This is a genomic window from Bradyrhizobium sp. 2S1, assembly GCF_011516625.5.
In the GTDB taxonomy this organism is placed as follows: Bacteria; Pseudomonadota; Alphaproteobacteria; order Rhizobiales; family Xanthobacteraceae; genus Bradyrhizobium; species Bradyrhizobium septentrionale.
The window spans coordinates 849,370-862,433 of the sequence record NZ_CP147717.1 but is presented as its reverse complement, the minus strand read 5'-3'; the positions used below and the strand labels follow the sequence as shown (position 1 = coordinate 862,433).

Genomic DNA, 13,064 nt, shown 5'->3' with positions numbered 1-13,064 from the left:
CGTTCATCAAGGAATCTGTCGCGCGCCGTGCTTGTTCGGCGCGCGAAGGGGGCAATTACTTGATCGTCGCGCGCACGGTGATGACCGAGGTGCCTGAAGTCTTCGGTCCTTGACCCGTTGCCTTGATGGCAAAGGTGTCGCTGCCCTTGTACTTGGCCTTCGCCCTGTATTCGAAGGTCAATGCGTTGATCTTCTTCAACTTGCCGTAGGTCGGCTTTTGCGAGATCGCGGAGTCCGTCACCGTGCCGCGGATCCCGATCGGGATCAGGCAGCTTTGGCCTGACGCGACGTCGATATCGCCGGTCGAGTTCTCGCCCCAATCCGCCAATGTGACCGACATCGAGCATTCGGATACGGCTTGCGCCGCAAACGCCGGCATGACACTTGATGCTGCAATGCTGAGCGCCAGGGCGGCGATCCCCGGCAACCGCGTCGTCACGATGCTCATTCCCATGCTAGGCCCACTGCTGAAGGTTTCTTCGGTGCAAGAATCCTGCAACGTCGGAGCGAGGGTGGCAAGGCCTTCGGCCATTCTGTGTTGCTCGGGAGCCGACGTGCTGAACCGTCGCTCCGACATCTTGTTGCCGTGGTGAGGCGCCCTCATGGTCATCGCGACTTGATCGGGGGGACGGCTCACGTGGCGAGAAAAGGGATTCCAATGGCTGATGGCAAGGACGGTCAGGCAAACGCCCAACAGACCGGGTTTGCCGGGGTGACGCGCAAGACCCTTGAGCGTCTCGCTTTGCCCGGCGATGATCGCGAGCTCGTCGTTGCCGAGGTGACCTATCCGCCCGGCGGGGTCGCGCCGCTGCACCGGCATCCGGTTGGGGGAATTATCTTCATCGTCGAAGGCGTCGCCGAGTCCGCCTATGGCAGTGAGGCTCCGCGCCGGTATCGGGCAGGCGAGACCTTGCAGGATCGCCCCGACCTTCCGCACACGCTGTTTCGCAACTGCGACCCGGAACGCCCGCTGCGCTTTCTGACGATCTACGCGCTCGAACCCGGGCGCGCCTACACGATGGAGCCGTGAGGCTCAGGCGTTTCCCACGGGCTGTTCAGATCATCACGAGCTTGATCTGGCCGCCTTCGATGGTTCCCGCCGCAAGGGCGTCGCGAGCCATCTTTTCGATGGTCGGCCAATTCGTGAGCAGATACTTGTGCGCCTGCATCTTCGTTGGGAATGTGGTTTGCAGGATGCAGTCCTGCCGCGCGTTTCCGTTCGCGATCTGAAAAGACACCGCCTGGGGTCCCTCATTGATCTCTTGTTCGGTCGGCTTGGGAAATTTGCGCATACTACTCCTCCGCGAAAATCTTCGCGCTCGTCGCCAATGGAGTTCGGTCGTATCCCGGGCCGGGCGATCCGGTCGGGTGGCGGGCGAGGCTTAGTCGTCAGCCGTCCCGGCCGCGATCTTTTTGGCCTTTGCCGGGCGCCGCTGCGGCACCTGGTCGGGGCTCGGCGTGTTGCGCACAGCCTCGGTCAGCATCTCGCGCAATTCAGCCTTGGTCTTGGGTGGTTCTCGCTTGCTCGGCTTTTGCCAGTTGGTCATTGACCCCATATGGGGATGCCCGAGGCAAAATGCTACCGTCTGCTCAAGGTTTCTGGCTTACGGTGGCGACCGGAGGCGGAACGGCCAGAAGAAAACAAACCGATTCCACCAGGAGTTCATGGGCACGGTCGACGATATCGTCCAGCGATGGCGTCATCGCGAACATGGCCTGGGCTTCAGCCAGCAACTGGTCACGCGTTGGCATGCTGGGCAGATGCAGGTCGGCACGATGCTGCAACAGGAAAAGCGCGTCCCGCACCGACATTCCGGTCTCATGGACCGACGATTTGATCGCCATCGCGATGTACTCGGGATTGAAACGTCCCGCGAGCTGCTCGGCCGTTCGCTTGATCACGCGTGATCCCAGGCGCTGCTCGTTGCGGAGAACCAGTGCGGGCGGCGCCTTCAGATCCCAGACAACACCGAGCCAGGACAAGGCCACCAGGACATAATAGGTCACGTCAATCTCCCACCAGCGGAAGCCTTGCCGTGCACTGCTTTGGTAGGCGTGATGATTGTTGTGCCAACCCTCACCCATCGTAATCAGGGCCAGCAGCCAATTGTTGCGGGAGTCGTCGCCCGTCACATACCGCTTGCGTCCGTGAACATGTGCGAGGGAGTTGATGCAGAACGTGGCGTGATACACCAGCACGGTGCTCCAGAGGAAACCGACCACGAGCCCCGGCCATCCGCCAATGAGGAAGCACAGGCCCGCGACCACGACCGCTGGCAAAACCTCGAATCTGTGCAACCACATCAGCTCTGGATACGCGGCAAAATCCGAGATTTTCGTCAGATCGGTTGCGTCGTGCTGTCGATAGAAAATCCAGCCGAGATGACTGTACACGAGGCCCGTGTGCAGAGGGGAATGCACATCCTGCTCGGTGTCGGAATGGAGATGGTGATGCCGATGTTTCGCAGCCCACCAAAGCACGCTTTTTTGGGCGCTGCTTTGGGCAAGGAAGGCAAGGATGAATTGAAAGGCCCGGCTTGTTGAGTAAGCGCGATGCGAGAAGTACCGATGATAGCCCGCCGTGATCGCAAACATGCGCAGCCAATAGAGAACAACGCAGATTGTAATCGCTTGCCATGAGATGCCCGACCAGATCGCCGCCAGACACCCTGCGTGGACCAGCAGGAACGGGAGGACCTGCGGGTACATGATGTCGTCGTGTTGCGACACTGGATCGATATTGGTGGACACGCTCGCGACCTCGATTGCTTCAATGTGCGGGCCGTCTCGCCAGCGGACGGCTCAAGTCCTGGTCTTGGCGGGCATTGCGCGCGGTGCGATAAAGAGAAGCCCGCGGCTGGGTGACCAGTCGCGGGGTCGCGAAACCAGAGGCTCTGCCAGTACATCCGTGGTCAAAGCAGCATGGCGCCGATTGCGGCAGCTTACGCGGCGCGCAGATTGTCCGCAGCAGATTTGCCAGTCCGGCGGTCTGCAACGACTTCAAAAGAAACCTTCTGCCCCTCGTTGAGGGTGCTCATGCCGGCGCGTTCAACGGCGCTGATATGAACGAAAACATCCTGGCCTCCCTGGTCCGGCTGAATGAAGCCGAAACCCTTTTGGCTGTTAAACCACTTCACAGTTCCCGTATTCATGGGAGTTCGTCCTTCAATAGATGCGCGTTTGCGCGTTTTCTTCACGCGAACCGGTAGCCACTTCGCTCGAAAACGCTCTAGTTCGAAGTTTTGGGGGGAGGGTCGTCAGTCAGGCGCGCTATCAGCGGCGAGGCCAAGTCGTTCGGCCGAAACTCCATCCGAGGTAAATGGCTACTATCCGATCATTCCGCAAGTGGTTTCTGCCGTCCTGACCTCAATCGCTACGTCGCCCTTGCTCCTGGGGCAACAGCTGAAATCCACGTCTCCCTGCGGCAAGTCGTCTGCTTGACCGCACAGCGGGGGCATCGGGCGGGTGCGCTACTCCTTCTTCGCCGTCAGCCCGTCGACCATCGCGCGTGTCAGGGTGCCGATCTCGCTGCGCAGCGCGCCGATAGGCACCGCAATCAGCTTGTGCTCCAGCCCGAGCGCGACCATGCCGTGCACCGCGGAGAACAGGCTGCGCGCGGTGACGCCGAGCTGCGCCGGCGAGCGCTGCGGGAACAGTGCGGCGAGCGGCTTGTAGATGTGGCGGAATAATTCCATCTGCTCCGTGATGGCCCATTCCGGCACCGGCTTGCCGGGTTGCATGCGGTGCTCGAACAGCGCCCGCCACAATTCGAGATTGTCGGCGGCGAAGTCGCAATAGGCGACCGCGATGCGCACCAGCATCTCGCGCGGCGCCGCCGCCCCGCCGATCTCGGCCAGCGACAGCGAGGCGTCGAGCCGGGCCAGCGTGCGCGAGCCGACGCGCAGGATCAGCTCGTCGACATCCTCGACCAGATTGTAGACGCCGCCGTTGGCGACACCGATTTCCTGGGCCAGTTCGCGCGTTTTCAGGCCGCCGAGACCCTTTGTCGCAATCGCCCGTTCCGCCGCCTCGATCAGCGCTTCCCGCAGTTTCGCACGTCGTTCCAATGCTTTGGACATGTTTTACCCGCCGTTAACCATACACTTGAGCGATGCTCAAATAATTCTTGAGCAACGCTCGGTATGTGGTACAAAAGATTCATGAGCGATGCTCATAACAGGGGGTGACCAAATGTTCAAAACTGTTTTGACACTTTTCCGCGGCAGCGTGGCGGTCGCCGAAGAGGAACTGCAAGACCGGACCGCGCTGGTCATCCTCGACCAGCAGATGCGCGATGCGGCCGCCGCCGTCGACCGCTCGAAGCGGACCTTGGCACTGGCGATCGCCGGCGACCAGCAGGAGGGCCGGCGGCTCGACGCCACCAACGCCCGGATCGCCGATCTCGAGGTGCGCGCCTCAGCGGCGCTCGAGGGCGGCCGGGAAGACCTCGCCCGCGAAGCCGCGCAGGCGATCGCCAACCTCGAAGCCGAACGCGATGCCGCGATGACCGCGCGCACCCTGTTCGCCACCGAGATCACACGGCTGAAGCGCCACGTCGGCAACGCCGAGGCGCGGATCGCCGAGCTCGATCGCGGCCGGCGCCTCGCCCGCGCCTCGGAGGCGGTGCGCTCGCTGCGCCGGAGCGGCATCGAGGCGGCGCGCCCCTACGAATCGACGCTGCCGGAAGCGGAGGCCACGCTGAAGCGGCTACGCGAGCGGCAGATCGAGATCCAGGCGGCCGACGACGCGCTGTTCGAAATCGATACCGCCTCGGGACCGCTTGTCGTCGCCGAGAGGCTCGCCGAGCAGGGCTTTGGCCCGCGCATGAAATCGACCGCCGACGACGTGCTGGCGCGGCTGAGAGCCAAGCGCCCGCCGCAAATCTGAAACCTCAAGCCTGAAATCTCAAGCCTGAAACCACGCCAACTTCAAACCGGATATCATCAAGGAGACGACCATGAACCAGACCATCCAACCCCACAGCGGCGCCTGGGTCACCTTCACCTACGCGTCCTTCGCAGGCTCCGCCTTCCTCGTCGGCATCGGCGTGTTCTTCCTGCCGATCGATCTCTGGATGAAGGGCTATCTGACGATGGGCATCGTGATGCTGATCCAGACCTGCATGACGATGACCAAGACGGTGCGCGACAATTACGAGAGCGGCAAGTTCGTCAACCGTATCGAGGACGCCAAGGCCGAGCGCCTGCTGATGGAAGTCTCGAAGGCAGCATGAGAGGCGGCCTGAGCCGGAGCCAAGACGAAGCGGCGGGTGTTTCGCTCCCGCCGCTTTCGTCGTTGGGGGCAACTTGTTCCGTTTCCGGAACGCCTTGTTTACCCTGCGGCCAACAGCGGCAGGTTGCGCTCATGGCTCTTTAACAGGCCTGAGTGCAGAGATCGCGACCGAGGGACAGAGAAATGGCGTCCACGGATGATCCGACCCCGGCCTCGCGCGGCGGCAGGGGCTTTGCGAAGGCGCGCGCGGCCTTTGACGGCCTGCGCAGCCATGCCGGCTTTTGGTTGAAGGCGCTGTCGCAGCCGACCATCGATCTCACCCTGCGCACCCAGGCCGGCCAGCGCACCCGCATCGTCGAATCGCCCGGCGTGTCGCTGCCGAAGGCCGAGCTCGACGCACTGGTCCCGCAGCTGCGCATCGTTGCCGCCAAGACGCTGACCGAGGAGAGCCTGACCTACGGCATCTTTTCCGGCGAGCCGGAGCGGCTGTCGCGCGCCGTCGTCACCCTGATCTCCGAGGAGGACAGCGGGCGGCCGATCGCCTTCAACGCGCTGTCGGTGATGGACGTGCCGCTCGACGGCGAACCCGCTGAAGTCACCCATCTCGGCCTCGTCATGGTCGATCCCGATGTGCGCGGGCAGGGGCTGTCCTGGGTGCTTTACGGCCTGACCGCGCTGGTGCTGTTCGCCCGCGACGGGCTGCGGCCGAAATGGATTTCCAACGTCACCCAGGTACCGGCGGTGGTCGGCATGGTCAGCGACACCTTCTCGGACGTGTTCCCGTCGCCGCAGCCGGGCGCGCGGCAGAGCTTTGCGCATCTGCAGCTGGCGCGCGGCATCATGGCACGGCATCGCGCGGTATTCGGCGTCGGCGAGGAGGCCGGCTTCGACGAGGCGCGCTCGGTCATCACCAATGCCTATACCGGCGGCTCGGACGCGCTGAAGAAGACCTTCGAGATCGCAGCGAAACATCGCGACGCCATCTACAACGAATTTTGCGCGCGCGAGCTGGATTACGGCCGCGGCGACGATGTGCTGCAGCTCGGCCGCGTCGATCTTGCCGGCGCGCGCCGTTACCTGATGCGCGAGGTGCCGTCGGGCTCGCTGCCGGCGCTGCTCGCGGCGTCGGCGATGCTGGCGCTGCAGCGGCTGGTGTTGCCGGTGGTCTACTGGCTGGACGACAGCCGCGCCTCCGGCACGCTGCGGCCGCGCAGGCAGGAGAGCGGGGGGGCGCGATGAATTTCGACTATTACTCCTTCACCGGCCGCAACATCGGCTTCATCGACGAGCACGAGCAGCAGCAGCTGCGCCAGGCGCGGGTGTTCGTCTGCGGCGTCGGCGGCATGGGCGGCGCGGCTTTCATGGCGCTGGCGCGCGCCGGTGTCGGCAAGTTCGTGATCGCCGACATCGACCGCTTCGAGGTCTCCAACCTCAACCGCCAGGTGTTCGCCTTCGCCGACGAGGTCGGCCGCGAGAAGGCGGAGGTCGCCGCCGAAGCCGCCAAACGCATCAACCCGACCATCGAGATCGAGGTGCTCGGCGAGAACTGGACCGATGAGCTCGCCGCGATCGCCGCGCGTTGCCCGGTCATCGTCAACGGCATGGACGACATCGCCGCCGGCGTGCATCTGTACCGGACCGCGAAAGCCGCTGATGCAACCGTGATCGACGCCTATATGTCGCCGCTGCCGTCGGTGATCGTGGTGCGGCCGCACGATCCGAGGCCCGAGGAACGCCTCGGCTTTCCGACGACGGGCAAGGACTGGACCGATATCACCGAGGACGACCGCCGCGCCGCGATGCGTGCCGAGATCGAGCACGTGATGCTGCACTCCTCGTCGCGCAACTATGTCGACCTCGCGATTGCCGGCGAAGTCGCAGCCGGCCGCCGCAGCCGGATGTCGTTCGCGCCGATGGTGATCTCGACCGGCATGCTGATGGCCTATGAGGCGGTGGCGCTGATCCTGGGCCGCACTTCCGGCACCGATTGCCGCGGCTGGTTCCTCAATCCGCACCGGCCTGCGATCGAGCGGCCGCGCAATGCGCTGGTTGCCGCCCTGATGCGCCCGCTGGTGCGCCGGGCGATCGAGCAATTGACGGGCAGCACATGACCTCGGGGGCGATTGCCGATTCCATCGTCAATCTCTGCGGCGCCATCGGCCTTGCGGTGGCGATGATGACGTTCTACCGGCGCGATCCCAGGAGCCCGCTGACCCGTCGCCTGCTGCTCGCGCTCGGCGTGATCGCGATCCTGTTCCTCGACCGCGGCCTGGCGTGGTGGAGCGGAAGCCGGCTGCTCGACCGCCTCTCGGTGATCCCGGCCGCACTGATCCCGCTCGGGGCCCTGATCGTCACCGAAGGCATCCTGCGGCGGCACGCGCCGCGCGCGGTCAAGATCGCAGCGCTCGCGGGCGGCATCCTGCTCGGCCTCGGCGGCCTGTTCGGGCTGCAGCGCTTCGCGATGCCCTACGCGATCACGCTGGCGCTGTTTCAGCTGCTTGCTTTCGCCACCTGCGCGCTGCTGCTGGCGACGCGCGATCGCGCATCGTTGATGGCCTCGGAAAACCGCAGCATCGGCCGCATGGCGGTCGGCGCGCTGGTCGTGATCCCGTTCATCCTGACCGACTTCCGCACGCTGTTCCCGGACATTCCAGTCCGGCTCGGCGCGCTGGGCGCGCTGCTGACCGTGACCGTGATGCTGATCGCCGGCGGCGGCGCCGAGACCCGCCGCCATGGGCTAGCGATGATGGCGCTGCGGCTGATCTCTTCCGGCCTGCTGGGGCTCGCCGCCGCCTTCATGGCGCACGACGTCGACGCCGCGCAGATCGTCCGGTTCGTCGCGGTCGCGATTGCCGGCGTGCTGACCATCGGGCTGATGACGGACGCGCTGCGTGCGCTGTTCGAATCGCAGGAGCCCGGCGTGCTCAACTCGGTGGCGGCGTCGCCGGCGCAGACGAGGGAGCAGTTGATCGCCGAGCTCGCGCGACATCCGATCTTCGAAAGCGCGCGGCATTTTCGCGAGAACGAGCTCGGGCTTTACGATCCGCCGCTGCTCCGCGATTTCCTTTCGGCGCGGCGCGTGCTGCGCCGGTCCGATGCGCCGTGGGGGCTGGCGGCGGTTGATCCTGCGGCCGAGCGCATGGTCTCGCTGATGACGGCCAACAGCGCCTCCCATGTCATCGTGCTCGCGCACGATCCGCTCGATCTGATCGTGCTCGCCGTGCCGTGCCGGTGACCGCGGCCGATCCCGCCACCGAGACCGCGCTGGCGCTGGTGCGGCGGCTGTTGGCGTTGACCCCGGAGGCCAAATGACGCTCGAGATCAGGGAGGGTGACCGCAGGGCAGCATTCGACGCGGCGCTCAATGCCTATGGACCCGACAGCCTCTACGTGCCGCCGCTGTGGAGCGATTTCGAGCGGATGTTCGATCCCGCGAAGAATCCGTTCGTCACCGAAGGCCACGGCCGCTACGCGCTGTTCTCCGCGCATCGCGACGGACGGCCGGTCGGCCGCATCGCCGCCTCGATTCATGACGCCTCCAACCGCAAGCACGGCACTCGCCGCGGCGCATTCGGCTTCTTCGATTGCATCGACGAGCCCGAGGTGGCCGACGCGCTGCTGCGTGCCGCCGAGCAATGGCTGGCCGCGCGCGGCATGAGCCGCATCGCCGGCAATTTCAATCTCACGGCGATGCAGCAGATCGGGGTGATGACCGACGGGTTCGACCATGCGCCGTTCACCGACATGATGTGGTCGCCGCCGCACATCGCGCGCCACCTCGAACGCGCCGGCTATGCCGCGACCTTCCCGATGACGACGTTCGAGATCGCGCTCGACGGCGGCAAGCCGGAGCAATTGCTCGGCGACAAGCAGCGTGCGGTGCTGGCCGACAAGGACTTCGTCTGGCAGCCGATCAAGCGTTCCGCCTTCAAGGCGCGGCTAGAGGATGCCCGCCTCATCCTCAATGACGGCTTTGCCGACAACCCGATGTTCGTGCCGCCGACCGCGGCCGAATATCTGTTCCAGGCCGGCGACATGATGTGGATCATCGACAAGCGGATTTCGATCGTGGTCTATCACCGCGGCCGGCCCGCCGGGGCGATCATCGCGATCCCCGACCTCAATCCGTTGATCAAGGCGATCGGCGGCCGGATCGGGCTATCAGCGCTGTTCAGGTTCGTGCAGCACCGCATGATGAACACGCGCGCCGTGCTGATCTATCAGTCGGTCTGCCGCGACCTGCACAATCGCGGCCTCAACGGCGCGATGCTCTATCGCACGGCGCTGGCGTTGCAGGACGCCGGCTACCGCACGCTCGGCGGCACCTGGATCGCTGATATCAACGGTCCGTCGCTGCGTCAGGTCGAAAAGGTCGGCGCCCAGCCGCTGCACCGGCTGCATCTGTTCTCCAAGCGGCTGGCGGCGGCATGAGCGAGCTGACGCCGGATCTGTTGCGCGAGCTGGTCGCGGAGGCGCGGCTGGCGCCGAGCGTCCACAATATCCAGCCGACGCGCTGGCGGCTGCTTGCCGACGGGCGGCTGGCGCTGGTCGACGACGTCAGCGTACGCGCGCCGGTCGCCGACCCCGCGGGGCACGACGTGCTGGTCTCGCACGGCGCGGCGCTGGAGGGCATGAGCCTCGCCCTCAACGGACGCAGTCTCGCCATAACAGGCATGACGACGATCGAGCAGCCGCTGTCGCCGCAATATACCGCGCTCTGCAGCTTTGCGGTCCGGCAGGGCGTTGCGCCCGATCCGCTGGCCGGTCATGTGGCGCGCCGCACGTCGTGGCGCGGCAAGTTCGCGGCGTCGCCTAATGATGCGGCGGCGCTGGCACAGCTTGCCGCCGCGCGCGACGACGCGATCTGCATTGGGGATCGCCAGGCGATCGCTGATATCGCCGGCTGGGCCGACCAGGCCGAGTTCTCCTTTGTCCGGGAAGACGATTACCGCCAGGAGCTGCTCGCGTGGATGCGGCTGTCGCCGAGCCATCCGCATTATCTGCTGGACGGTCTCAACCGCGACGCGCTCGCCATGAATGCGGTCGAGGCCAGCGCGGCCCGCTTCGTGCTCGGCAGCCTGTTCAGGCCACTCGATCGTCTCGGCATCGCCGCATCGCTGCTCGCCGACAGCGCCAAGACCGCGTCGGTATCGGCGATCATCCTGTTCTGCCGCCCGGTCGGTGAGGATCCACTCACGACGGGTCGGCATTTCTACCGGATCTGGCTGGAGATCGATCGCGCCGGGTTCGCGGCGTGCCCGATCTCGGCGCTATCAGACCATCCTGACTTCAACGATCGGCTGCGAAAACTCGGCAAGGTTGGCGGCGATCTGCGCCTCGTCAATGTGTTCCGCGTCGGCCGGCCGTCAAAGCCGCTGAAACCCCGGCATTTCCGCCTGCCGGTCGACCGTCTCATCGTCTAGCATTGCCGACAAATTAGATGCGATACCCGCTGTCAAAGCTTCATCGGGTCGTGCTATGACGCCGCCCTCAAACCAATGACCGGTGGCTATGATGTCGAAGCAATCGCTGCGCGAGGAGGCCGAGCGCCTGATCCGCGAAACCATGGAAAAGCGGAACCTCGTCATCAAGCAGGGCACGACCCGGATCGAGGCCGTTTGCGGCAAATGCGGTGCGCCGAACCGGGTACAGGCGGAAAAGGGCCAGTCCCGCGTCAAGTTCGCCTGCAAGGAGTGCGGCCACAAGCAGGAGACGCTGTGAGTGCGGCCGTAGTCCGTAGGGTGGGTTAGCGAAGCGCAACCACCGCCGCTCTCGCATCCACCACCAGCGTCTGCTGGACAAAGATCGTGGGTTACGCTCGGCCAACCCACTCTCCGGCCTATCACCGTCATCCTGAGGAGCGCGCTCTTGCGCGCGTCTCGAAGGATCGACGGCCACCGGCCGGGCGGTGCATCCTTCGAGGCTCGCCCAGCGGCGCAATTGCGCCGCAAGGCTCGCACCTCCAGCGACAAAGGCGAAGCCTTTGCGCGGGGATGACGGGACAAATAGAATCGTAGCAACCATTAAGTCGCGGACGCCTGTTCGCGCCAAGGCGTTCCGCGCTGGATGACAGTGTTGGCATAGATCAGCAGCTTTCGCGCGCAAGCGATGAGAGCTGCGTTGTGGGCCTTTCCGGCTGCGGTTAGGCGTGTGTAGAGCACAATGAGGGCCTTGTTCCAGCGGAATGCCGCCGGAAGCGCCGCAGCAAACAGCGAACGTCGCAGCCGAGCCCGACCGCCGGCGATGCGCCGTTGGCCTTTATGTTGCCCACTGTCGTTGTCGAAGGGCGCGAGCCCCGCGAGGGCCGCAGCCTCCTCGCGGCTGACACGGCCGAGTTCGGGCATGCGGATCAAGAGCGCGAGTGCGGTGCGTTCGCCGATCCCGGGAATGCTGAGCACGAGGTCAAGGCGGGCAGCGAGATCGCGGTGAGCGCGTAGTTGCCTGGCAAGGTAACGGATCTGGGCGAGCCGCCGTGCCTTCAGCCGGGCAATGTCACCCAGCACCAGGCGTCTCAGCGCGGGCTGATCGATATGCTCCAGCCGGGTCTTGCAGCGCTTGATGTCGTCCTCGATCTGCTCGAGGAAGGTCAGATGTTCGGCCAGCTCCGCCAGGCGCGGATCGGGCGCATCTCTGACCTGCTCGATCGCTGCCGCGCAGGCGGCGATCAACACCGCATCCAGCACATCGTTCTTGGCGCGTCGCAGATGCACCCGGCCGAACGCCTTGACCTGGATCGGCTGCAGCACCAGCACCGTGAAGCCTGCCGCACGCAGGTGTTCGACCGCGCCGCGCTCATAGCCCCCGGTCGCTTCGATACCGATTCGGCTCACGTCAGCCTCGGCCAGTTTGGTCGTCAGAATACGCCATCCCGCCAGTGAGTTGGCGACCTGCCAATGTTCGGTCCGGCCGTGAACCGCAACATCGAGCTTGCTCTTGGACGTATCGATTCCAGCCGTCCTTGTGCTAGTCTGTGTCATCCTCGTCGACCCCGCCTTGTGAAGCGAACCTAACCGTTCCGGCAACCATCCGGGTCCGATGAAGGTGCTGGCGCGATCCTGCTACGGGGCAGCCACGAACTGCTCAGGATGGGTGCGATCCGATCGCCAGCGGCCTGTCGCGGTCGCTAACCGCGACAGGCCATTCCTCTCGGAATATGCCGACGATAACCGATCGCGTTATTACAAGGATGGGTTAGCTAACCCACCCGAAGTTACTTGAACACTTCGCACACCGTGGTGTGATCCGGCGCGACCGCGGGCCGCGGTCCGCAGCGACACGTTGCGCCACCAGGCGTCGAGCGCGTGGCGGTCGCAGGCAAGCTTTACGCTCATGCCGCCGGCGACCGTGACCCAGTCGGCAAAGCTCGAGCGCGACACCGCGATCACGACGGGGATATCGGCGTCGAGCGCACGCTCGATCAGATAGCCAAGGCCCTTGCCGTCGCGTTCCCGCTTGCCGAAGCGATTGATGATGACGAGATCGGCGCCGGCCGCCAGCGCGTCGGCGACCCGGAGGCCGGCATCCTGCAGCCGCGAAAGATCGAGCTTGCAGCCGCTGGCACCCGGGCTCGGCGGCTGCGCCAGCAGCAGCGTCTCGCCGCTATGGACCAGCACGGCCGACAGGCTGGAATCCGCACATTGGCCGGTCTGCACCATGCCGACCACGCCGGAGCCGTGCGCCTTCAGATGACAGGCGAAGTCGCGCAGGATGGCATCGGGATCGTCGTGCCCGTCATAGACCAGGGCAGCAAGATCGCATTGGGCGTCGAACATGATGGGCTCTGTTCGTTGTGGACGGGGAGGCGACCGCGGCGTCAGGGCGTCGCGGCCGCGT

16 protein-coding genes and 1 pseudogene are annotated in these 13,064 nt (G+C 65.1%); 9 read left to right on the top strand and 8 right to left on the bottom strand.

The features are described 5' to 3' along the window. Nucleotides 1-55: 55 nt before the first annotated feature. On the bottom strand, nt 56-454 hold the full coding sequence (locus HAP54_RS04150) for a hypothetical protein (RefSeq protein WP_248114271.1): 399 nt from the start codon (nt 452-454) through the stop codon (nt 56-58). A 204-nt stretch (nt 455-658) separates the two neighbouring features. Between HAP54_RS04150 and HAP54_RS04145 the strand changes: the two genes are divergently transcribed. Next, entirely contained in the window at nt 659-1,030 is a 372-nt protein-coding gene (locus HAP54_RS04145) for a cupin domain-containing protein (protein WP_166298853.1), read from the top strand. Nucleotides 1,031-1,055: 25 nt separating this feature from the next. Here the strand turns inward: HAP54_RS04145 and HAP54_RS04140 are convergent, their stop codons facing one another. The 5 genes from HAP54_RS04140 to HAP54_RS04120 all read right to left on the bottom strand — a co-directional run bounded on the left by HAP54_RS04140 (nt 1,056) and on the right by HAP54_RS04120 (nt 4,079). Then, the gene (locus tag HAP54_RS04140; RefSeq protein WP_166298852.1) at nt 1,056-1,292 is read right to left on the bottom strand and encodes a hypothetical protein; all 237 of its coding nucleotides are present in this window, start codon (nt 1,290-1,292) and stop codon (nt 1,056-1,058) included. A 90-nt stretch (nt 1,293-1,382) separates the two neighbouring features. Then, the gene (locus HAP54_RS04135; protein ID WP_166298851.1) at nt 1,383-1,547 is read right to left on the bottom strand and encodes a hypothetical protein; all 165 of its coding nucleotides are present in this window, start codon (nt 1,545-1,547) and stop codon (nt 1,383-1,385) included. 43 nt (nt 1,548-1,590) lie between these two features. Beyond that, on the bottom strand, nt 1,591-2,709 hold the full coding sequence (locus HAP54_RS04130) for an acyl-CoA desaturase (RefSeq protein WP_166307409.1): 1,119 nt from the start codon (nt 2,707-2,709) through the stop codon (nt 1,591-1,593). Nucleotides 2,710-2,942: 233 nt separating this feature from the next. Next, a complete protein-coding gene (locus HAP54_RS04125; protein ID WP_029079350.1) occupies nt 2,943-3,152 on the bottom strand; it encodes a cold-shock protein in 210 nt (69 codons plus the stop codon). Between the two features lie 318 nt (nt 3,153-3,470). Then, nucleotides 3,471-4,079 (bottom strand): TetR/AcrR family transcriptional regulator, encoded by a 609-nt coding sequence (locus HAP54_RS04120; protein WP_166298850.1) that lies wholly within the window; start codon nt 4,077-4,079, stop codon nt 3,471-3,473. A gap of 112 nt (nt 4,080-4,191) precedes the next feature. Between HAP54_RS04120 and HAP54_RS04115 the strand changes: the two genes are divergently transcribed. The 8 genes and pseudogenes from HAP54_RS04115 to HAP54_RS04080 all read left to right on the top strand — a co-directional run bounded on the left by HAP54_RS04115 (nt 4,192) and on the right by HAP54_RS04080 (nt 10,952). Beyond that, entirely contained in the window at nt 4,192-4,887 is a 696-nt protein-coding gene (locus HAP54_RS04115; RefSeq protein ID WP_166298849.1) for a PspA/IM30 family protein, read from the top strand. Between the two features lie 70 nt (nt 4,888-4,957). Continuing rightward, a complete protein-coding gene (locus HAP54_RS04110) occupies nt 4,958-5,233 on the top strand; it encodes a YiaA/YiaB family inner membrane protein (protein ID WP_166298848.1) in 276 nt (91 codons plus the stop codon). 182 nt (nt 5,234-5,415) lie between these two features. Further along, the gene (locus HAP54_RS04105; RefSeq protein WP_224741379.1) at nt 5,416-6,471 is read left to right on the top strand and encodes a hypothetical protein; all 1,056 of its coding nucleotides are present in this window, start codon (nt 5,416-5,418) and stop codon (nt 6,469-6,471) included. Continuing rightward, nucleotides 6,468-7,343 carry a HesA/MoeB/ThiF family protein gene (locus HAP54_RS04100; protein ID WP_166298847.1) on the top strand — a complete coding sequence of 292 codons (876 nt, stop codon included), beginning with the start codon at nt 6,468-6,470 and terminating at the stop codon, nt 7,341-7,343. The genes HAP54_RS04105 and HAP54_RS04100 overlap by 4 nt, the downstream gene beginning before the upstream one ends. Beyond that, nucleotides 7,340-8,544, top strand: a pseudogene (locus HAP54_RS04095) (hypothetical protein). The gene HAP54_RS04100 and the pseudogene HAP54_RS04095 overlap by 4 nt, the downstream one beginning before the upstream one ends. Continuing rightward, nucleotides 8,541-9,662 carry a GNAT family N-acetyltransferase gene (locus tag HAP54_RS04090; protein WP_166298846.1) on the top strand — a complete coding sequence of 374 codons (1,122 nt, stop codon included), beginning with the start codon at nt 8,541-8,543 and terminating at the stop codon, nt 9,660-9,662. Before HAP54_RS04095 ends, HAP54_RS04090 begins: the two are co-directional and overlap by 4 nt. Then, a complete protein-coding gene (locus HAP54_RS04085) occupies nt 9,659-10,654 on the top strand; it encodes a hypothetical protein (protein ID WP_166298845.1) in 996 nt (331 codons plus the stop codon). The genes HAP54_RS04090 and HAP54_RS04085 overlap by 4 nt, the downstream gene beginning before the upstream one ends. Nucleotides 10,655-10,745: 91 nt before the next feature. After that, nucleotides 10,746-10,952 carry a hypothetical protein gene (locus HAP54_RS04080; protein WP_029079341.1) on the top strand — a complete coding sequence of 69 codons (207 nt, stop codon included), beginning with the start codon at nt 10,746-10,748 and terminating at the stop codon, nt 10,950-10,952. Between the two features lie 302 nt (nt 10,953-11,254). Here the strand turns inward: HAP54_RS04080 and HAP54_RS04075 are convergent, their stop codons facing one another. After that, nucleotides 11,255-12,208: an IS110 family transposase gene (locus HAP54_RS04075; protein WP_166297397.1), complete on the bottom strand. Its 954-nt coding sequence runs from the start codon at nt 12,206-12,208 to the stop codon at nt 11,255-11,257. Nucleotides 12,209-12,409: 201 nt separating this feature from the next. Then, nucleotides 12,410-13,003, bottom strand: a complete 594-nt coding sequence (locus HAP54_RS04070) for a DUF2478 domain-containing protein (RefSeq protein WP_312022746.1) — start codon at nt 13,001-13,003, stop codon at nt 12,410-12,412. Between the last annotated feature and the right edge of the window lie 61 nt (nt 13,004-13,064).